The 19021-nt window shown below is 65.1% G+C and carries 18 protein-coding genes; 9 read left to right on the top strand and 9 right to left on the bottom strand.

Features of this window, described 5'->3' with window-relative positions; genetic code table 11:
- Positions 1-140: 140 nt before the first annotated feature.
- On the bottom strand, positions 141-1559 hold the full coding sequence (gene dbpA, locus AC3WW4_RS15190; protein ID WP_488829291.1) for an ATP-dependent RNA helicase DbpA: 1419 nt from the start codon (positions 1557-1559) through the stop codon (positions 141-143).
- Between the two features lie 181 nt (positions 1560-1740).
- The gene (locus AC3WW4_RS15185) at positions 1741-2541 is read right to left on the bottom strand and encodes a PEP-CTERM sorting domain-containing protein (protein ID WP_488829290.1); all 801 of its coding nucleotides are present in this window, start codon (positions 2539-2541) and stop codon (positions 1741-1743) included.
- Between the two features lie 372 nt (positions 2542-2913).
- Here AC3WW4_RS15185 and AC3WW4_RS15180 point away from each other — a divergent pair, with 372 nt between their 5' ends.
- The gene (locus tag AC3WW4_RS15180) at positions 2914-3885 is read left to right on the top strand and encodes a Tim44 domain-containing protein (protein ID WP_488829289.1); all 972 of its coding nucleotides are present in this window, start codon (positions 2914-2916) and stop codon (positions 3883-3885) included.
- Between the two features lie 131 nt (positions 3886-4016).
- On the opposite strand, the gene AC3WW4_RS15175 is transcribed toward AC3WW4_RS15180, so the two are convergent.
- Positions 4017-4319 carry a high-potential iron-sulfur protein gene (locus tag AC3WW4_RS15175; protein ID WP_488829288.1) on the bottom strand — a complete coding sequence of 101 codons (303 nt, stop codon included), beginning with the start codon at positions 4317-4319 and terminating at the stop codon, positions 4017-4019.
- 138 nt (positions 4320-4457) lie between these two features.
- Between AC3WW4_RS15175 and AC3WW4_RS15170 the strand changes: the two genes are divergently transcribed.
- Complete coding sequence (locus tag AC3WW4_RS15170; RefSeq protein ID WP_488829287.1) at positions 4458-5492, top strand: MerR family transcriptional regulator; 1035 nt, start codon at positions 4458-4460, stop codon at positions 5490-5492.
- 46 nt (positions 5493-5538) lie between these two features.
- Here the strand turns inward: AC3WW4_RS15170 and AC3WW4_RS15165 are convergent, their stop codons facing one another.
- Together AC3WW4_RS15165 and ppk2 are read right to left on the bottom strand one after the other, a co-directional pair.
- Positions 5539-7395 carry an ABC transporter ATP-binding protein gene (locus AC3WW4_RS15165; RefSeq protein ID WP_488829286.1) on the bottom strand — a complete coding sequence of 619 codons (1857 nt, stop codon included), beginning with the start codon at positions 7393-7395 and terminating at the stop codon, positions 5539-5541.
- Between the two features lie 99 nt (positions 7396-7494).
- Positions 7495-8412 carry a polyphosphate kinase 2 gene (ppk2, locus tag AC3WW4_RS15160; protein ID WP_488829285.1) on the bottom strand — a complete coding sequence of 306 codons (918 nt, stop codon included), beginning with the start codon at positions 8410-8412 and terminating at the stop codon, positions 7495-7497.
- 210 nt (positions 8413-8622) lie between these two features.
- Here ppk2 and yihG point away from each other — a divergent pair, with 210 nt between their 5' ends.
- Positions 8623-9501 (top strand): 1-acylglycerol-3-phosphate O-acyltransferase, YihG family, encoded by an 879-nt coding sequence (gene yihG, locus AC3WW4_RS15155; RefSeq protein WP_488829284.1) that lies wholly within the window; start codon positions 8623-8625, stop codon positions 9499-9501.
- Positions 9502-9517: 16 nt separating this feature from the next.
- Here the strand turns inward: yihG and AC3WW4_RS15150 are convergent, their stop codons facing one another.
- The 4 genes from AC3WW4_RS15150 to AC3WW4_RS15135 are packed head-to-tail and all read right to left on the bottom strand — an operon-like array spanning position 9518 to position 12983.
- Entirely contained in the window at positions 9518-10252 is a 735-nt protein-coding gene (locus AC3WW4_RS15150; RefSeq protein ID WP_488829283.1) for a hypothetical protein, read from the bottom strand.
- The gene (locus tag AC3WW4_RS15145) at positions 10249-11025 is read right to left on the bottom strand and encodes a class II aldolase/adducin family protein (RefSeq protein WP_488829282.1); all 777 of its coding nucleotides are present in this window, start codon (positions 11023-11025) and stop codon (positions 10249-10251) included. The genes AC3WW4_RS15150 and AC3WW4_RS15145 overlap by 4 nt, the downstream gene beginning before the upstream one ends.
- Positions 11018-12664, bottom strand: a complete 1647-nt coding sequence (locus AC3WW4_RS15140) for an acyl-CoA synthetase (protein ID WP_488829281.1) — start codon at positions 12662-12664, stop codon at positions 11018-11020. Before AC3WW4_RS15140 ends, AC3WW4_RS15145 begins: the two co-directional genes overlap by 8 nt.
- 58 nt (positions 12665-12722) lie before the next feature.
- Positions 12723-12983: an RNA-binding S4 domain-containing protein gene (locus AC3WW4_RS15135; protein WP_488829280.1), complete on the bottom strand. Its 261-nt coding sequence runs from the start codon at positions 12981-12983 to the stop codon at positions 12723-12725.
- Between the two features lie 155 nt (positions 12984-13138).
- Between AC3WW4_RS15135 and AC3WW4_RS15130 the strand changes: the two genes are divergently transcribed.
- The 6 genes from AC3WW4_RS15130 to AC3WW4_RS15105 all read left to right on the top strand — a co-directional run bounded on the left by AC3WW4_RS15130 (position 13139) and on the right by AC3WW4_RS15105 (position 18960).
- The gene (locus tag AC3WW4_RS15130) at positions 13139-13720 is read left to right on the top strand and encodes a hypothetical protein (RefSeq protein ID WP_488829279.1); all 582 of its coding nucleotides are present in this window, start codon (positions 13139-13141) and stop codon (positions 13718-13720) included.
- A gap of 63 nt (positions 13721-13783) precedes the next feature.
- A complete protein-coding gene (locus AC3WW4_RS15125) occupies positions 13784-15259 on the top strand; it encodes an aldehyde dehydrogenase family protein (protein ID WP_488829278.1) in 1476 nt (491 codons plus the stop codon).
- A gap of 136 nt (positions 15260-15395) precedes the next feature.
- A complete protein-coding gene (locus AC3WW4_RS15120) occupies positions 15396-16319 on the top strand; it encodes a branched-chain amino acid ABC transporter permease (protein ID WP_488829277.1) in 924 nt (307 codons plus the stop codon).
- A gap of 13 nt (positions 16320-16332) precedes the next feature.
- A complete protein-coding gene (locus tag AC3WW4_RS15115; RefSeq protein WP_488829776.1) occupies positions 16333-17427 on the top strand; it encodes a branched-chain amino acid ABC transporter permease in 1095 nt (364 codons plus the stop codon).
- A complete protein-coding gene (locus AC3WW4_RS15110; RefSeq protein ID WP_488829276.1) occupies positions 17424-18200 on the top strand; it encodes an ABC transporter ATP-binding protein in 777 nt (258 codons plus the stop codon). The genes AC3WW4_RS15115 and AC3WW4_RS15110 overlap by 4 nt, the downstream gene beginning before the upstream one ends.
- A 10-nt stretch (positions 18201-18210) precedes the next feature.
- Entirely contained in the window at positions 18211-18960 is a 750-nt protein-coding gene (locus tag AC3WW4_RS15105; RefSeq protein WP_488829275.1) for an ABC transporter ATP-binding protein, read from the top strand.
- Positions 18961-19021: the final 61 nt, after the last annotated feature.

The raw sequence follows: 19021 nt of genomic DNA, 5'->3' as shown, positions 1-19021 counted from the left end.
CCTTTGCCCGTCGTCTGCTTGATGTGGAGGTTCATGAGGTCCCCCTGAATGTGTTGCTTGAAAGACCTGCCCGGGGGGTCGGTCTGAACAGACCCTACATCAGGTGCGATTCATCTTCTCTCATTGATGTTTTTCGGCATTTATCGTGCCTGTGTGAGCACGTCTTTCAGCAGACGCGCCTTGGTCTTCTTGCCCTTGACCGGCACGCGGTTGAGTTGGTCCACGACCTTGTTGGCGATGTCGCGGTCCACGGCCACATAGGTGTGGAAGTCAGTGACATTGATCTTGCCGATCTGGCTGCCCACGAAGCCGCATTCACCCGTCAGCGCGCCCAGCAGGTCGCCCGGGCGCAGCTTTTCCTTGCGCCCACCCAGCAGCTGGATGGTGACCATGGGCGGCAGCAGGGGCGCATCGCTGGCCGGCGTCAGCTCTTCCAGCTTGTGCCACTCGGACTCGCGCTTTTGCAGCAGCTCGATGTTGCCCACGCGGCCCATCTCGCTCATGCTGGCCAGGTTCAGGGCCCAGCCCTCGGCGTCGCCCCGGCCGGTGCGGCCGATGCGGTGGATGTGCACCTCGGGGTCGGGCGTCACGTCCACGTTGATCACGGCTTCCAGGTTGGCGATGTCCAGGCCGCGCGCGGCCACGTCGGTGGCCACCAGCACCGAGGCGCTGCGGTTGGCAAACTGGATCAGTACCTGATCACGGTCGCGCTGCTCCAGATCGCCATGCAGGGCGATGGCCTCGATGCCGTGCGCCGTCAGCACATCGACCAAGTCACGGCATTGCTGCTTGGTGTTGCAAAACGTGATGGTGCTGGCCGGGCGGTAGTGCAGCAGCAGCTTGGTCACGGCGTCCAGGCGGGTTTCGCGGTCGACCTGGTACCAGCGCTGGCGGATCTTGCTGGCCTCGTGCGTGGCCGCCACCTTCACCTCCTTGGGCTGGCGCAGGAACTGGGCGCTCAGCTTGGCGATGGTGTCGGGATAGGTGGCCGAGAACAGCATCGTCTGGCGGTCCTTGGGGCACTGGCGGGCCACGTAGACGATGCTGTCGTGAAAGCCCATGTCCAGCATGCGGTCAGCTTCGTCGAGGACCAGGGTGTTGAGGTGGCGCAGGTCGAGCGTGCCGCGCTCGAGGTGGTCCATGATGCGGCCGGGTGTGCCGACCACGATGTGGGCGCCATAGGCCAGGCTTTCGATCTGCGGGCGCATGGTGCTGCCGCCGCACAGGGTCAGCACCTTGATGTTGGCCTCCGAGCGCGCCAGCCGGCGGATTTCCTGGCAGACCTGGTCGGCCAGCTCACGCGTGGGGCACAGCACCATGGCCTGCACGGCCGGGTTGCGCACGTCCAGCTTGTGCAGCAGGGGGATGGCGAAGGCGGCGGTCTTGCCGCTGCCTGTCTTGGCCTGGGCGATCAGATCGTGCCCGGCCAGGGTCAGGGGCAGGCTGCTGGCCTGGATGGGGGTCATGCTCAGGTAACCCAGGCTCTGCAGGGTGGCCTGCATGGCGGGGCTCAGCGGCAGGCTGCTGAAAGAAGGGGCGTCGGTCTGGGGTGTGCTCATGGGGCGGATTATCCCCAGATGGCGCATGTTGACGGACGTAAATTTTTCCGCTGACGTTCGGCTTCGAGCGACGGCCGTCAAGGTGGTGACCTTCGGACGATTGAATGGCCTGAAGAAAGTGAAAGATGAAGTTGGGCGACCGAGTGAACCCGTCGCCCAACTCGACGTCATGCTGGAAGACTTATGCAGCTTTGCGACGTGTGGCGGCCAAGCCGACCAGACTCAGACCGATCAGTGCCAGTGTGGCAGGCTCGGAAACGGTGCCCACAGAACCCTCGGGAACCGAGGCGAAGCGCAGGGTGCCGCCCGCAACCAGAATTTCACCGAAGCCGTCGCCAAAGAAGGTCACGCTGCTGAAGAAGCCGGACGAATCAATGGCGCCGATGAAGTTGGTATACGAGCCAAATTGAGCGAATCCAGGGTTGTCATCCTCCGATTGCGCGTTGGCCGGCAGGGTCGCAGCACCACCGTCGAAGGCGATCCACAGGCCGGAGCCCAGGGCGGGCACGCCATAGGTGGACTGAATGGCGGCCGAGCGCGGGACCGAGGTGCAGCAGGTGGCCCAGTCACCGATCTCGAAGCCGAAAGCATTCACCGGTGAGCTGAAAGTGAACTTCAAGCCAGAGTTGTAGCCAGGAATGGGTTCACCGGCGCTGGTGTTGGGGTCGATGTCCCACACGGCGCCCGACAGAGATTGACCACCATCGCTGTAACCGGACGAGGTGGCGCCCCACGGGGTGGTGCTGCCTGGCCGTGTCACGGTGACGGTGGCGGCGTTACCGTCTTTGTCGATGTAGTTGTAAGTGGACTGTCCCTGGACAACTTGTGCGGTCGTCACTGTGGCGCCCGTGCCGGTGATGACGTTGTCGAAGGTGGAGATGTTTGGCAGCGACAGGTTGTAGATGACCGGGGCAGCTGTTGCCACCGAGGTGGCGAAGATGCTGGAAGCGGCCAAGGCGACGCTCAACAAGGCTTTATTCATGAAAACTCCTTTGCGTAAAGATGAAGCGAGGTAACGATTTAGATCGGTGAACTTGCACCCCTCGCGGCTCCTTGAGCAGTAAACATGCCTAGCCTGACGATTCCTCTAATGTGTTGATTTATATGTGTTTATTTTGACCGTCTCGAGCTGGGCGTGCTTGCGTGAGAAAGTCTGTAAAGTAACGCGACACCCCCAATTCGGGGTCTGCGGAACGCGGGGGCGTAAACCAGGCATTCCCAGATGGCGCATGTTGATTTATGTAAAGTTGCCCCCACCTGTCCGGATTGGCTGAATATCAGGCCTCGATCTTGCGCACAATGCGCTGGCAATCAACCGATCAATGGCCCTGAAGGGGCAAGGACCGACCTCGCAATGAAATTGAAGAACATCTTGATGGCACTGGCTGTGACGATGGCTGGCGTGGGCATGGTGGCCATTCCGATGGACGCCGAAGCCAAGCGACTGGGTGGCGGACGTGCGTCCGGCATGCAGCGCCAGATGCCGGCCAAGCAGCCCAATGCCACGCCGGATGCATCGCCCAACCAGATGAACAAGAGCGCCGCGCCCTCCAACGCCGCTGCGCCCGCTGCCGCAGGGGCTGCGGCCCAACCGGCCAAGCGCTCGTGGATGGGCCCGATTGCCGGCCTGGCCGCTGGCTTGGGCATTGCCGCCCTGATGAGCCACTTGGGCATGGGTGAAGCCTTCGGCAACTTCCTGATGATGGCGCTGCTGGCCGTGGCCGCCGTGGCCTTGATCACTTTCCTGATGCGCCGCTTCAAGGGTGGTGCCCAGCAGGCCCGTGGCCCGCAACTGGCAGGTGCTGGTGCGCCTTTGGGTCAGCAGTTCAACCAGGCCGACAACCGTGATGCTTTCGCGCAGCCGATGCAGCGTCAGGCCTTCGATGCCGCCCCCTTAGCCGTGGGTGCCGGTGCCGCAGGGGCCGCCGTCGGTGGCAACCTGAGCAATGTGCCTGCCGGCTTTGACGCCGAAGGCTTCCAGCGCATCGCCAAGATGATCTTCATCCGCTTGCAGGTGGCGAACGACGCCGGCAATGTGGACGACCTGCGCAAGTTCACCACGCCCGAGCTGTTCGCGTCCTTGCGTCTGGACCTGCAGGAGCGCGGCAGCGCCGCCAACCAGACCGACGTGATGCAACTGGACGCCGAACTGGTGGACACCGCCCAAGAAAACGGCCAGTGGGTCGCGTCCGTGCGCTTCCACGGTCTGATCCGCGAAGAGGTCAACGCTGGCGCCCAGCCGTTTGACGAACTGTGGCACCTGGTCAGGCCGCTGGACAACAGTGGCGAGTGGGCGATTGCCGGCATCACGCCGCTCAACGGCTGATGACATGACCACCGGGGTGGTCCCGCTTTGGCGCTGACCACCGCCGCCCAACAAAAAGCCCGCACGCAGCGGGCTTTTTTTGTGTCTGACCGCGTGCTGTCGGCAGTGCGGTCAGTGTGGCGTGAGGCCGATCAGGCCTTCTTCGCCCAGACCTTGCACCAGCCCTTGCCGTTGACCAGCTTGCCGCCGACCATCGGGCAGGCCCCCCAGGCATCCTTGCCTTGGTAGAACTGGCAGTTCGCGCAGTTGCTGCCGGCCTTGTAGGTCGGGTTGGCCTTGGCGTCCACCTTGGTGGCGTCGTGCTTGTAGGCCAGGGCCACAGCCGCCGGATCCTTTTCATCGATCTTGGCGGCCTGGGCGCGCGCACCGGTCACGGCGGTCAGGGCCGCTGCAGCCGGAACGAGGGTCATCATGAATTGGCGACGTGTGCTCATGTGTTTTCTCCAGTGGGGATGAAAGAAAAGGGTTTGACCTTGGTTTGACTCGTTTTCTTCCCGGTCATCTTGATTGTGCCGGTCTCAGAATGAGCCATCCGTTTTCAATTTGAGGTCAACAAACCTTGAAGGTGATGCATGACTGAACAAGATGCCTCGCTGGCAGACGCCAGCACCCCACGATACCGCAGCAGCGCCGCGGCACGCATGGTCAACATCCCGGTCGCCACCCTCCGGGTCTGGGAGAGACGATATCAGGTTGTGGGCCCTGCACAAGCTGCTTCTGGTCATAGACTTTACTCAAGTCAAGATGTGCGGCGCTTGGTCCTGATCAAACAACTGGTGAACAAGGGCCATGGCATTGGCATGCTGGCGCGCATGCAGACACCACAACTGCAGGACCTGCTCCATGAAGCCGAGCTGGCCGAAGGCCTGTTGCATCGCTCCGCCGCGCCGGTGGCCAGTCGTCCAGCTCGCGTGCCAGAGGCATTGAGCCGCCTGCGCGTGCTGCTGGTGGGGCCGGATGCCGGCACGCACTGGCGCACCACGCTGGAAGCCGTGCCCGAGCTGGATGTGGTCGGCAGCCTCGATGCCAGCCCACAGTCTGAATTGCGCGTCAAGCACCTGCAGGCCGACATGGTGGTGGCCGAATTGGGCGCGCTGCACATGGAAACGGTCGACTGGCTCGTGCGTCTGACCAAGCTGGTCAATGCGCGCCAGATGTGTGTCATCTACGGTTTTGCCAACAGCCAGGTGCTCGAAGCCTTGCGGGCGCGCGGTGTGATCCTGAGGCGCTCGCCGCTGGCCCCCGATGAGCTGAGCCAGGCCCTGGTCGACACCGTGCGCGGCTGGCAGAGCGTGTCCGAGGCCTTGCTCACCCTGCCGGATCCCGCGCCCCCACCGCGCTTTGACGCCCCGGGGCTGGTCAGCCTGGCCCAGTCCATGCCCCGCGTGGCCTGTGAGTGCCCGCAGCACCTGTCCGAGCTGGTGACCATGCTGGGCCAGTTCGAAGCCTACAGCGCCGACTGCGAAAGCCGCCAACCCGCCGACGTCACGCTGCACGCCTACCTGTACCGGGTGGCCGGTCATGCGCGGGCCCTGATGGAAGAGGCGCTGGCCACGGTGGCCAAGGCCGAGGGGGTGGCCTTGCCGGTGCGACGCCCCGCGCGCTGAGCGTAACGGCAGCGCGCTGCCGTCATCGCTGGTTCTCGGCGTCCGCTCAGGGCACCGAGGGCACCACCTCACCGGTGTCTTCCTCGCCCAGGAAGCCGCCACTCTGGTGCGCCCACAGGCGCGCATAGAGCCCGCCCTGAGCCAGCAGTTCGGCGTGGGTGCCCTGCTCGACGATGCGTCCCTGGTCCAGCACGATCAGGCGGTCCATCGCGGCGATGGTGGACAGGCGGTGGGCAATCGCCACCACGGTCTTGCCCTCCATCAGGCGGTAGAGGCTGGCTTGGATGGCGGCCTCGACCTCGGAGTCGAGCGCGCTGGTGGCCTCGTCCAGCAGCAAGATGGGCGCGTCCTTGAGCATCACGCGGGCAATCGCAATGCGCTGACGCTGCCCGCCCGACAGCTTCACGCCGCGTTCCCCGACGTGCGCGTCGTAGCCCGTGCGTCCCTTGGGGTCGCTCAGCACCTGAATGAAGTCGTCGGCCTCGGCCCGGCGTGCGGCGTCGACCATCTCGGGGTCGCCGGCATCGGGGCGGCCGTAGAGGATGTTGTCGCGCACCGAGCGGTGCAGCAGCGAGGTGTCCTGCGTGACCATGCCGATCTGCGCGCGCAGGCTGTCCTGCGTCACGCGGGCGATGTCCTGGCCATCGACCCGGATCTGGCCGCTCTCCACATCGTGAAAACGCAGCAGCAGGTTGACGATGGTGGATTTGCCCGCGCCTGAGCGCCCGACCAGGCCGATTTTTTCGCCGGCTCGGATGTGCAGGTTCAGGTGTTCGATCACCGGGCGCTCGCCGCCGTAACTGAAGCTCACGTCCTCGAAGCGGATCTCGCCGTGCGGCACCTGCAGTGGCGCAGCCTCGGGCACGTCCACCACCTTGTGCGGGCGCGACAGGGTGTTGATGCCGTCTTGCACCGTGCCGATGTGCTCGAACAGCGCCGCCACCTCCCACATCATCCAGTGCGAGATGCCGTTCAGGCGCAGCGCCATGGCGGTGGCGGCGGCGACGGCACCGATGCCGACCAGACCTTGCGTCCACAGCCACAAGGCCACGCCAGCGGTCGACAGGATCAGCAACATGCTCAGCGTGTGGTTGACCACCTCGAAGCCGCTGACCAGGCGCATCTGGCCGTGCACGGTCTTCATGAACTCCTGCATGGCCGAGCGGGCGTAGCCGGCCTCGCGGTGCGTGTGTGAAAACAGCTTGACCGTGGCGATGTTGGTGTACGCATCAGTGATGCGCCCCGTCATCAGCGAGCGCGCATCGGCCTGGGACTTGGCCATGCGGCTGAGTCGGGGGACAAAAAAGTACACCGCGCTCCCGTACAGCACGATCCAGCCCAGGAAGGGCAGCAGCAGCCAGGCATTGAAGCTGCCGACCACGGCCGTCATGGTGACGAAGTAGATGGTGGTGAAGACCAGGATGTCGCCGACGATGAAGCAGGTGTCGCGCACCGCCAGTGCCGTCTGCATGACCTTGGTGGCAATGCGGCCGGCAAACTCGTCCTGGTAGAAGTTCATGCTCTGGCCCAGCATGAGGCGGTGGAAATTCCAGCGCAGCCGCATGGGGAAATTGCCTGCCAGGGCCTGGTGCTTGAGCATGGTCTGCACCAGCACCGCCAGGGGGCTGAGCAGCAGCACGCCGGCCAGCAGCAGCAACTTCTCGCGCGAGGTGGTCCACAGTTGGTGGGGTGCGACCGCGCTGAGCCAGTCCACGATGCTGCCCAGCATGCTGAACAGCAGGGCTTCGAACGCGCCGATGGAGGCGGTCAGCAGCGTCATCCCCAGCAGGTAGCGCCGCATGCCCTGTGTGCCGGCCCACAGGAAGGCCCAGAAGCCCTTGGGCGGCGCTTTGGGGGGGGCCGCCGGGTAGGGGTCGACCAGATTTTCAAACCAGCTCAGCACAACAAGGTCTCCGCCAGGGATCAAACCCTCAAGGGTAGCGCGAGCGGGCACACCTGCGCTGAGGCAGGGCCATCACCACGGCATCAGCGGTGAGTCAGCTCAGTAGCGCTCGGGCACGTACATGCTCGTCGGCACGGGCTGGCGGATGTAGTCCTCGCGGCGCTCACGCGGCGGCAATTCCACCGACTCATGTTCGACCTCGTGGTAGTCGAATTGCGTGAGCAGGTGGTCAATGCAGTTCAGGCGCGAACGCTTCTTGTCCACCGCCTGCACCACCCACCACGGCGCCTCGGGGATGTGGGTGCGCTCGAGCATCACTTCCTTGGCGCGGGTGTAGTCCTCCCAGCGGCGGCGGCTTTCCAGGTCCATGGGGCTGAGCTTCCACTGCTTGAGCGGGTCGTGGATGCGGCCCAGGAAGCGCGCTTCCTGCTCGTCGTCGGACACCGAGAACCAGTATTTGATGATGCGGATGCCGCTGCGCACCAGCATTTTCTCGAACTCGGGCACCGAGCGGAAGAACTCTTCCAGTTCATCGTCGGAGCAAAAGCCCATGACGGCCTCGACCCCGGCGCGGTTGTACCAGCTGCGGTCGAACAGGACGATTTCACCGGCCGCTGGCAGGTGCGCCACATAGCGCTGAAAGTACCACTGCGTCTTTTCGCGGTTGTTGGGGGCGGGCAGGGCGGCCACGCGGCACACCCGTGGGTTCAGCCGTTGGGTGATGCGCTTGATGGTGCCGCCCTTGCCAGCCGCATCGCGGCCCTCGAAGATGACGACGACGCGCTGGCCGGTGGCCACCACCCAGTCCTGCAGCTTGACCAGCTCGCCTTGCAGGCGGAACAGCTCGCGGAAGTACAGGCGGCGCAGGTCGCGCGCCTCGGGGGACATGCCGATGGTGCCTTCCAGCAGGCGGTCATCGACCTCCATCTCCAGCTCTTCGTCGTAGCTGTCGATGGCGTCATCTTGCAGGCGCCGCAGCATGTCGGCGTCCAGGACGGGTTTGGGGGTGGTGCTCATGCGGAAGATCAGAGAAAGGCAGCAAGTCAGGGCGGTTGCACACCTTGCCACAAGCGTGTGTCAATCCAGCGATCATGCCAGGGGAATGCGGACCATGGCACGGTGCTCGGCTCGCGAACCTGCAACTGGGCGGTGAGTTGATGCACATCTGTGCACATAATTCATGCTTGTTGCTTTTTTCGGAAGACGCTGCGCGTCTGTGGAACCCCCATGTCTCAGATCGTTCGAATCATCAAGGCCACGGTGGCCTCGCTGGCACTGGCTTGCAGCACCTTGGTGGGCTTCACCTTGATGATGCCGTTTGCCCTGCTCAAGCTGGTGTTGCCGTTCAAGTCGGCGCGCCGCGTGGCTGACGCCGCGATCAACGGCATTGCCGAGAACTGGATCGGGGTCAACCAGTGGTGGATGGACATGGTGGGCCACACCCGTTGGCAGCTGTCGGGCCACGAGGGGCATCGTCGCCAGGGCTGGTATCTGGTCAGCAGCAACCACCAGAGCTGGGTGGACATCCTGGTGCTGCAGTACGTGTTCAACCGCCGCATCCCGCTGCTGAAGTTCTTCATCAAGCAGGAGCTGATCTGGGTGCCGGTGATCGGTCTGTGCTGGTGGGCGCTCGACTTCCCGTTCATGAAGCGCAAGGGCGGTGGCAGCGCGCAAAAGGACTTGGAAACCGCGCGCAAGGCCTGCGAGAAGTTCCGCGTCATCCCGACCTCGGTGATCAGCTTCATGGAAGGCACGCGCTTCACCCAGGCCAAGCACGACCAGCAACGCTCGCCCTATCAGAATCTGCTCAAGCCCAAGAGCGGCGGCGTGGGCATGGCCCTGGAAACCATGGGTGAGATGTTCGACTGCATGCTCGACATCACCATCGTCTACCCGCACGGTGTCCCCACCTTCACCGACCTGTTGATGGGTCGGGTGGACGAGGTGGTGGTGAACGTCAAGGAAGTGAAGATCCCGCGTGAGGTGCTGGTGGACGAGCGGGGCCAGGCGCCCAGCCGCGCCACGGTGCAGACCTGGATCCAGGGCCTGTGGGAGGCCAAGGATCGCGAGCTCAACGAGATCAAGGCCCGTTACAAGGCGAAGTGATCTCGCGACGCGCCCCTCAGGGGGCGGAGGCGGGCGCCGAGGCGCTGGCCGCGTTCAGCAAGGGCTGACGCAGGCGCTCAAAGTCGGCGGGCGCCACGTACTGCAGCAACTCCTTGCCTTCGCTGTCCAGGGCCAGGTCCAGGCCCTTGTCAGGGTAGAGGAAGTGTTCCAGGTGGCCGTTGCTGCGCACCCGCTGGGCCGGCTGGCCAAAGCGGGTGAGGATGATCTCTTCGTCCAGATTGGCTGCCGGGATGAAGCTCACGGCGGTGACCGGGGCTTTGAGCGCCTCGGCCAGGTCCGCGCTGGACAGCGTGGCCTTGCGCGTGGTGCCGCCCATGTATTCGGTTTTGGCGGCGCGCTCGCGCATGCCCTGGATCACCTCAGGCGACAGGTGGGCCGTGATGATGGCCTTGCCGCTGATGAAGCCGGCTTGCATCGGATCGACATAGGCCTCCAGATTGCCCGATTCATTGGGTGAGGCCACGATGGCAATCTGCACCTTGTCGCCCCAGCGTTGCAGCACGTCACCCAGCGTGCTGCTGCCTGGGGCTGGCGCGCCCCGGGTCGGGCTCACGCTCAAGCCCAGCACCCGGCTGCCGCCACCGGGCAGGGCGGTCACTTGCCAAGGCAGCTCCTGCGTGGCGGTGGCGGGAGCGGGTTCGTCGCCGAACAGCGCCCGCCCGCCCACGATGAGGGCGCTGGCGCCCAGGGCCGCGACCACGAGGCCGCTCACAATCCAGATCTGTTTCATGTCTTGTAGCTGGGGTCCACCCGATCGAGTTTGCGGATCAGGGCCGGCCACACGAAGTTGCCACCCTGACCGCCTGTCTGCACCTTGCTGGCGCGCGACACGCCCGCCATGATGCCAGGGTCGACCTCGGTGAGCGCGGCGCCCCCCGACTGCGCCGCCAGCTGGATGCGGCAGGTGCTCTCGAACAGGTACATGTTCAGGAAGGCGTCGGCGATGGTGCGCGAGGCCACCAGCAGGCCGTGGTTGCGCAGCATCAGGAAGCGCTTGTCGCCCAGGTCGGCCTGCAGACGCGGCTTCTCGTCTTCGCGGAAGGCCACGCCCTCGTAGTCGTGGTACGCCAGCGAGCCCAGCACAAAGGTGCTTTGCTGCGAAATGGGCAAGATGCCATCGCGTTGCGTTGACACGGCCACGCCAGCCACCGTGTGCGTGTGCATCACGCAGCCCACGTCCTCGCGCACCTCGTGCACGGCGCTGTGGATGTTGAAGCCGGCCGGGTTGACGGGGAAGGGCGAGTCACCGATCTTGTTGCACTGCCCATCGACCTTGACCAGGCTGGAGGCGGTGATCTCGTCGAACATCAGGCCGTAGGGATTGATCAGGAAATGGTGCTCGGGCCCGGGGACGCGCGCCGAGATGTGGGTGAAGACCAGATCGCTCCAGCCGTACAGGTCCACCAGCCGGTAGGCGGCGGCCAGGTCTACACGCAGCTGCCATTCTTCCGGGCTGACCTGATCTTTGAAGGAAGGGATGTTCACGGACGGGGCCTCACACATCAATGGCGTCGGACGAGCCGGCCACCTTGCGCAACTCGTACTTCTGGATCTTGCCGGTGGAGGTTTTCGGCAGCTCGCCGAACACCACGGCCTTGGGCACCTTGAAGCCGGCCAGGTGGGCCTTGCAGTGCGCCACGATGTCTTCGGCCGTGACCTGGGCGCCGGCTTTCAGCTCGATGAAGGCGCAGGGCGTTTCACCCCACTTCGGGTCGGGCTTGGCGACCACGGCGGCGGCCATCACGGCGGGGTGGCGGTAGAGCACGTCTTCGACCTCGATGGACGAAATGTTCTCGCCGCCCGAGATGATGATGTCCTTGCTGCGGTCCTTGATCTTGACGTAGCCGTCGGGGTACATCACGGCCAGGTCGCCTGTGTGGAACCAGCCGCCGGCAAAGGCCTCTTGCGTGGCCTTGGGGTTCTTGAGGTAGCCCTTCATCGTGATGTTGCCGCGGAACATGATCTCGCCCATGGTCTCGCCATCAAAGGGCACGGGCTGCATGGTCATCGTGTCCATCACGCTCACATTGCGCTGCAGGTGGTAGTTCACGCCCTGGCGCGCGTTCAGGCGTGCGCGCTCGCCCACGTCCAGCGCGTCCCAGGCTTCGTGCTTGACGCACACCGCGGCGGGGCCGTAGATCTCGGTCAGGCCATAGACGTGGGTCAGGTCAAAGCCCAGTTGCTCCATGCCTTCGATCATGGCGGCGGGCGGCGCGGCACCGGCCACCATGCTCTTGACCTGGTGGGTGATGCCCTGCTTGAGCGCGTCCGGCGCGGCGATCATGGCTGACAGCACGATGGGCGCGGCGCAGTGGTGGGTGACCTTGTGGGCCCGGATGGCATCGAAGATGGCTTTGGGGTCGACGCGGCGCAGGCAGACGTTGACGCCCGCGCGGGCCGCCACTGTCCAGGGGAAGCACCAGCCGTTGCAGTGGAACATGGGTAGCGTCCACAGGTAGACGGCGTGCTTGGGCATGTCCCACTCCAGGATGTTGGAGATGGCATTGAGGGCCGCGCCGCGGTGGTGGTAGACCACGCCCTTGGGGTTGCCGGTGGTGCCCGAGGTGTAGTTCAGGCTGATGGCGTCCCACTCGTCGTCGGGCAACTGCCAGGCGAACTGGGCATCGCCCGTGGCCACGAAGTCGTCATAGGTCTGGCTGCCGATGCGTTGCACCGTGCCGGCGTACAGCGCGTCTTCGGTGTCGATCACCAGCACCGGGTGGGTGGACTGGCGCATCGCCAGCGCGCGGCTCATGACGGCGGCAAATTCGGGGTCGACGATGACGGCCTTGGCCTCGCCGTGGTCGAGCATGAAGGCCAGCGCTTCGGCATCCAGACGGGTGTTGAGCGTGTTGAGCACCGCGCCCGACATGGGGATGCCGAAGTGCGCTTCCACCATCGGGGGGGTGTTGGGCAGCATGACGGCCACCGTGTCGCCCTTGCCGATGCCGTGCTGCTGCAAGGCGCTGGCGAGCTGGCGGCAGCGCGCATAGGTCTGTGACCAGGTCTGGCGCAGCGCGCCGTGGACGACGGCCACGCGGTCGGGATAGATCAGCGCCGAGCGCTCCAGGTACAGCAGGGGGGTGAGGGCTGCGAAGTTGGCGTCGTTTTTGGGCAGATCTTGCGCGTAGATGTTCGGCATCGTTTTCTCCTTGTGGGAATCCACCATCGTGCCGCAAGTGGCGGCATTCGAACTCGGGTCAATCCCCGTTGCCAGGGGTGGTCTGGGCGAGGTCAGGATCGGGCAGCACCTTGATGCGGGCGCCATGCAGGCTCACGACCTGGCCACCGCGGATCTTGGCGGTCTTGCGCAGCTCGTCGCGGCCATCGACCTGCACCATGCCTTCGGCCACCATGGTCTTGGCGCGTCCGCCACTTTCGGCCAGGCCGCAGGCCTTGAGCAGGCGGTCCAGGGTGATGAATTCGCCGCGCAGGGGGAAGGTGATCTGTTGCAGGGACATGGTGGGGGCGATTCAGGGTTGTTGGGGAGGCAAGCACGGGGCACAAGAGGGGTTTCACCGTGCACAATCTCGGGATTGTGGATCACGCTGTTTTCAGATACGGTGCGATCCGCGTGCCTGACCTCTATTTTGTCCCTTGAGGGGACCGCCTCGCCATGAGCATGAAGAAAACCGACATCGAAAAAAGCAAAGCCATCAAGCTCCGCGAGGGCGTGCAGAAGGCGCCGGTGCCTGCCCGCTTCGGGGTGGTGTCGACGGCGGTGCCTGATCGCCGTGAACAACGTCGCCTGGACCAGGCGGCCGGGCTGGTGCCGTTTGCCTGCAAGCTCAAGGACGAGTTGGTGCAGCGCCTGCGTGCTCTGGCCGAGCAGGAGGGCGGTGACCTGAATGCCCTGACCGAGCGCCTGATTCGCGCCGGCCTGAGCGCCGAAGGCGTGCGCGTGCCGGCGGCCAAGAAGAGCAGCGCGGCCAAGCCTGTGGCCAGCAAGGCCGCAGCGACCCTGCCGGTGGTGAAGACGTCCGCAAAGCCGGCCGCGGCACCCAAGGCGCCGGCCAAGAAAGCCGCGACGCGGAGCGTGGCCCAGCCGGCAGTGAAGCCCGCTGTGGCGAAGAAGACCGTGGCGAAAAAGGCGGCGACCAGCCAAGCCGTGGTGGCCAAGAAGGCGACCGCGACCAAGGTGCCCGCCAAGAAGGTGCCCTCCCAAAAGGCGACCCCTGCCAAGGCCAAGAAAGCCTGATTCCCGGGGGCGGTTCTCCGCCCCTGACACCGGCCGATCTCATTTGTTGAATCTGGAGTTCCCATGACCCGACCCGCGATGCACCTTGTCGATCCCCAGACCGGGGAGTCCGATCCCGCTGACATCCGTCGGGTCTTCGACTCGCAACTGGCCACCTCGCTGGCCTGGCGCGAGTCCACGATTGCCGAGCGCATCGCGCGCCTCAAGAAGCTGCGCGAGGCCATGCTGGCCCGTCGCGCCGATTTCTATGCCGCGTTCGAAAAGGACTACCGCAAGCCCGCTATCGAGGTGGACGGCACCGAGTTCATGCCGGTGCTCGAAGAGATCCGCCACACCATCGGCTCGCTGAGAAAATGGGCCCAGCCCAAGCGGGTGCGTCCCACCATCGGCACGCTGTTCACCGAAAGCTGGATCGAGTATCAGCCGCGTGGCCGCTGCCTGGTCATCGCGCCGTGGAACTTCCCGCTCAACCTGTGCTTTGGCCCGCTTGTCTCGGCGCTGGCGGCGGGCAACACCGTCATCCTCAAGCCCTCGGAGATGACCCCTTCGGTCAGCACCGTGATGGCCCAGGTGATTGCCGACACCTTCTCCAGCAATGAGGTGGCGCTGTTCGAGGGCAGCCTGCCCACGTCCACGGCCTTGCTGGAACTGCCGTTCGACCACATCTTCTTCACGGGCTCGCCGGCCGTAGGCAAGGTGGTGATGACCGCGGCGGCCAAGCACCTCACCAGCGTCACGCTGGAGCTGGGGGGCAAGTCGCCCGTGATCGTGGACGAGACGGCCAACCTGCGCCAGGCGGCCGAGGTGATGCTGTGGGGCAAGCTGACCAACTGCGGTCAGATCTGTGTGGCCCCGGACCACGTGTTCGTGCATGAGACCGTCAAGGAGCGCTTTGTGGCCGAGTGCCGCAAGGTGCTGGCCGATCGCTACGGCGCCACGCCTGAGGCGCAACGCGTCAACCGCGACCTGACGGGCGTGATCAACCAGCGCCACACCCAGCGCATTGCCAACCTGCTGCAAGATGCCTTGTCCAAGGGCGCCAAGGCCTTGACCGGCGGTGAGGTGGATGTGGCGGGCTGCTACATCGCGCCGACCCTGCTCGACCAGGTGCCGCGCGATGCGGCCATCATGACGGAAGAGATTTTCGGGCCGGTGCTGCCGGTGCTGACCTTCCGCAATGTGGACGAAGTGGTGCGCCAGATCAACGAGGGCCCCAAGCCGCTGGCGCTGTATGTGTTCAGCCAGGACAAGGTGCGCACGCGCCGCATCCTGGCGCAGACCAGTTCGGGTGGCGTGGCCATCAACCAGGTGGTGCTGCATTACGCGCAAGGCAATCTGCCGTTCGGCGGGGTCAACAACTCTGGCATCGGCAATGCCCACGGCGAGTTCGGTTTCAAGACCTTCTCGCACGAGCGCGGCGTGCTCAAGGGCGGGTCGATCAATGCCGCCAAGATGCTGTTCTACCCACCGTACACCGGTCTGAAGCGCCGCCTGGTGTCGCAGTTCCTGGGGATGCTGAAGTACCGCCTGCCGTTCTGACACACCCTTCGATGAAGGGTGATCACCGGGGGGGCGACGCTGTGCGAATGGCCGATAATCCCAATCGACTGATTTCGATACTGCCCGCCTGCTGGTTGCGACCTGCCTGGCGGGCTTTTTGCATCCCTCACCGATCGTGGACGTCTTCATTCAACAACTGATCAACGGCCTGGTGCTGGGCAGCATGTATGCGCTCGTCGCCCTGGGCTACACCATGGTGTACGGCATCGTGAACCTCATCAATTTCGCCCATGGCGAGGTGTTGATGGTGGGCGCGCTGGTGAGCTGGACGGTGGTCACCCTGCTGGGCGACACCGGCTGGCCGGGCTGGGTGCTGCTGACCTTGTCGCTGCTGGCCGCCATGGCCGTGTGCATGGCCCTGAACTACGCCATCGAGAAGCTGGCCTACCGACCGCTGCGCAACGCGCCCCGGCTGGCGCCGCTGATCACGGCCATGGGCATGTCGCTGCTCTTGCAGACCCTGGCCATGATCCTGTGGAAGCCCGATTACAAGCCTTACCCCATCCTGCTCAACGACGAGCCCTATGAGTTCCTGGGCGCCACCATCAACCTGGTGCAGATCCTGATCCTGGGGGTGACGGCGCTGACCATGGCGGGGCTGCTGGCGCTGATCCATGGCACCAAGCTGGGTCGCGCCATGCGCGCCACCGCCGAGAACCCGCGCGTGGCACAGCTGATGGGCGTGCAGCCGGACAAGGTCATTTCGGCCACCTTCATCATTGGCGCGGCGCTGGCGGCGCTGGCCGGGGTGATGTGGGCAGCAAACTATGGCTCGGTGCAGCACACCATGGGCTTCCTGCCGGGTCTCAAGGCCTTCACGGCAGCGGTGTTCGGCGGCATCGGCAATCTGGGCGGCGCCATGGTGGGCGGCGTGCTGCTGGGCGTCATCGAGGCGATGGGCGCGGGCTACATCGGCGAGCTGACCGGCGACGTGCTGGGCAGCCACTACCAGGACATCTTCGCGTTCGCGGTGCTGATTCTGGTGCTGACTCTGCGTCCACGCGGCCTGTTGGGCGAGCGTGTGGCCGACCGGGCGTGAGGGGCGAGTCATGCTGAAGAGCCGTCTGCACGTCTTCCTGGCCAGCGCCATTGCCCTGGCCATCCTGCCCCTGGTCTTGCAGGGCGCTGGTGAGGCTTGGGTGCGCATCATCGACACCGCCTTGCTCTACATCCTGTTGGCCCTGGGCCTGAACATCGTGGTGGGCTTTGCCGGTCTGCTTGACCTGGGCTACATCGCCTTCTATGCGGTGGGCGCCTACCTGTTTGCCCTGCTGGCTTCGCCGCACCTGGTCGAGAATCTGCCGGCCGTGGCGGCCCTGTTCCCCAACGGCCTGCACCTGCCCATTTGGGCGGCCATTCCGCTGGGGGCCGGCGTGGCGGCGATGGCCGGCGTGCTGCTGGGTGCGCCCACGCTCAAGCTGCGCGGCGACTACCTGGCCATCGTCACGCTGGGTTTTGGCGAAATCATCCGCGTGTTCATGAACAACCTGGATGCACCGGTCAACATCACCAACGGCCCCAAGGGCATCACCAGCATCGAGCCTGTCCACATCGGGCCGCTCAACCTGGGGGAGTCGCTGCAGATCGGCGGCTTCACGCTGTATTCGGTCACGCTGTATTACTACCTGTTCCTGGCGGTGGTGGTGCTGGCCGTGGTCATCAGCCTGCGCCTGCACGACTCGCGTCTGGGGCGTGCCTGGGTGGCCATCCGTGAAGACGAGATCGCGGCCAAGGCCATGGGCCTGAACACGCGCAACCTCAAGCTGCTGGCTTTCGGGTTGGGAGCCTCGTTCGGGGGCGTGGCCGGGGTGCTGTTCGCCAGCTTCCAGGGCTTCGTCTCGCCCGAGTCTTTCAGCCTGCAGGAGTCGGTGCTGGTGGTGGCCATGGTGGTGCTGGGCGGCCTGGGCCACATCCCCGGCGTGATCCTGGGGGCTTTTCTGCTGGCCGCCTTGCCCGAGGTGCTGCGCCATGTGGCCGGCCCTTTGCAGGCGCTCACCGGCGGTCGCCTGGATGCTTCCATCTTGCGCCAGTTGCTGATTGCTTTGGCCATGATCGGCATCATGCTGGCGCGGCCACGTGGGCTGTGGCCCTCACCACATCCGGAGGATCGCTTGATTCCTGATGAGGCGCAGGGAGGCCGCGCATGAGCACCCCGCTGCTGACGGTTTCCGGCGTGTCCAAGCGCTTTGGCGGCTTGCAGGCGCTCAGCGAGGTCGAACTCACGATCCAGCCGGGGCAGATCCACGGCCTGATCGGGCCGAACGGCGCGGGCAAGACCACCTTTTTCAATGTGATCACCGGCCTGGTGCCGGCCGACCGCGGTCGTTTTGCGCTGGCCGGGCGGGCCTACCGACCCACCGAGGTGCACAAGGTGGCGCAGGCCGGCATCGCGCGCACCTTCCAGAACATCCGCCTGTTTGCCGACATGTCGGCGCTCGACAATGTGCGGGTGGGGCGCCATGTGCGCACGAAGGTGGGCTGGTGGCAGGCGCTGCTGCGTACACGCGCCTTCGTGCACGAGGAAAACCTGATCACTCGCGATGCCCAGGCTTTGCTGGATTTTGTGGGCCTGTCGGGCAAGCACCACCAGACGGCGCGCACGCTGAGCTACGGCGACCAGCGTCGGTTAGAGATCGCCCGTGCCCTGGCCACCGAGCCCAAGCTGCTCGCGCTGGACGAACCGGCCGCGGGCATGAATGCCACCGAGAAGGTGCAACTGCGCGAGCTGATCGAGCGCATCCGCGCCCAGGGGCGCGCGGTGCTGCTGATCGAACACGATGTGAAGCTGGTCATGGGACTGTGCGACCAGGTGACGGTGCTGGACCAGGGGCGGCGCATTGCCCACGGTCTGCCCGCCGATGTGCAGCGCGATCCGGTCGTGATCGCGGCCTACCTGGGCCAGTCCCACCAGCCTGCTTGAGGACCTGGCGATGACGCTGTCTGTTCCTGTTTCTGCTTCTTCCAACGCCAGCGAGCCCTTGCTGGCTGTGCGCGATCTGCACGTGGCCTATGGCGGCATCCAGGCCGTCAAGCACCTGGACCTGGTGCTGCAGGCGGGCGAGCTGGTCAGCCTGATCGGCGCCAATGGCGCGGGCAAGACTACCACGCTCAAGGCCATCTGCGGCCTGCTCAAGCCCCAGTCGGGCGAGGTGCGTTACCAGGGTCAGAGCCTGCTCGGTCAGGGGCCATGGGATCTGGTCAGCCAAGGCCTGGTGATGGTGCCCGAAGGGCGCGGCATCTTTGCACGCATGACGATCGACGAGAACCTGCGCATGGGCGCTTACTTGCGCAAGGACGTTGAGGTCGAGGCCGACCTGGCGGCCGTGTACCAGCGCTTTCCGCGCTTGAAAGAGCGCCACAAGCAGTTGGCGGGCACGCTGTCTGGCGGCGAGCAGCAGATGCTGGCCATGGGCCGCGCGCTGCTGTCCCGCCCCAAGCTGCTGCTGCTTGACGAGCCCTCGATGGGCCTGTCGCCCATCATGGTGGATCTCATTTTCGAGGTGGTGCGCGAGGTGTCGCAGCAGGGGGTGACCGTGCTGCTGGTCGAGCAAAACGCCCATCGTGCGCTGGAACTGGCCGACCGGGCCTACGTGCTCGACTCCGGTGAGTGTGTGCTGGAAGGCCCGGCTCGCGAGCTATTGGGCAATCCTCAGGTGCAGGCGGCGTACCTCGGCGGTTGATGCCGAGGGGGGCAGCGCCAAGAGCCGTCTTGACCCGGTGGGGATGGCGGGGTAGGCTGCG

It is taken from the genome of Aquabacterium sp. TM01 (assembly GCF_057808345.1).
The sequence above is the reverse complement of the archived record's forward strand: the minus strand, read 5'-3'. Positions and strand labels throughout refer to the sequence as shown.

What these genes read in the sequence shown, in the direction of transcription:
- dbpA (WP_488829291.1), bottom strand. Translation starts at nt 1,559, where the DNA reads ATGAGCACACCCCAGACCGACGCCCCTTCTTTCAGCAGCCTGCCGCTG.
- AC3WW4_RS15185 (WP_488829290.1), bottom strand. Translation starts at nt 2,541, where the DNA reads ATGAATAAAGCCTTGTTGAGCGTCGCCTTGGCCGCTTCCAGCATCTTC.
- AC3WW4_RS15180 (WP_488829289.1), top strand. Translation starts at nt 2,914, where the DNA reads ATGAAATTGAAGAACATCTTGATGGCACTGGCTGTGACGATGGCTGGC.
- AC3WW4_RS15175 (WP_488829288.1), bottom strand. Translation starts at nt 4,319, where the DNA reads ATGAGCACACGTCGCCAATTCATGATGACCCTCGTTCCGGCTGCAGCG.
- AC3WW4_RS15170 (WP_488829287.1), top strand. Translation starts at nt 4,458, where the DNA reads ATGACTGAACAAGATGCCTCGCTGGCAGACGCCAGCACCCCACGATAC.
- ppk2 (WP_488829285.1), bottom strand. Translation starts at nt 8,412, where the DNA reads ATGAGCACCACCCCCAAACCCGTCCTGGACGCCGACATGCTGCGGCGC.
- yihG (WP_488829284.1), top strand. Translation starts at nt 8,623, where the DNA reads ATGTCTCAGATCGTTCGAATCATCAAGGCCACGGTGGCCTCGCTGGCA.
- AC3WW4_RS15150 (WP_488829283.1), bottom strand. Translation starts at nt 10,252, where the DNA reads ATGAAACAGATCTGGATTGTGAGCGGCCTCGTGGTCGCGGCCCTGGGC.
- AC3WW4_RS15145 (WP_488829282.1), bottom strand. Translation starts at nt 11,025, where the DNA reads ATGTGTGAGGCCCCGTCCGTGAACATCCCTTCCTTCAAAGATCAGGTC.
- AC3WW4_RS15140 (WP_488829281.1), bottom strand. Translation starts at nt 12,664, where the DNA reads ATGCCGAACATCTACGCGCAAGATCTGCCCAAAAACGACGCCAACTTC.
- AC3WW4_RS15135 (WP_488829280.1), bottom strand. Translation starts at nt 12,983, where the DNA reads ATGTCCCTGCAACAGATCACCTTCCCCCTGCGCGGCGAATTCATCACC.
- AC3WW4_RS15130 (WP_488829279.1), top strand. Translation starts at nt 13,139, where the DNA reads ATGAGCATGAAGAAAACCGACATCGAAAAAAGCAAAGCCATCAAGCTC.
- AC3WW4_RS15125 (WP_488829278.1), top strand. Translation starts at nt 13,784, where the DNA reads ATGACCCGACCCGCGATGCACCTTGTCGATCCCCAGACCGGGGAGTCC.
- AC3WW4_RS15110 (WP_488829276.1), top strand. Translation starts at nt 17,424, where the DNA reads ATGAGCACCCCGCTGCTGACGGTTTCCGGCGTGTCCAAGCGCTTTGGC.
- AC3WW4_RS15105 (WP_488829275.1), top strand. Translation starts at nt 18,211, where the DNA reads ATGACGCTGTCTGTTCCTGTTTCTGCTTCTTCCAACGCCAGCGAGCCC.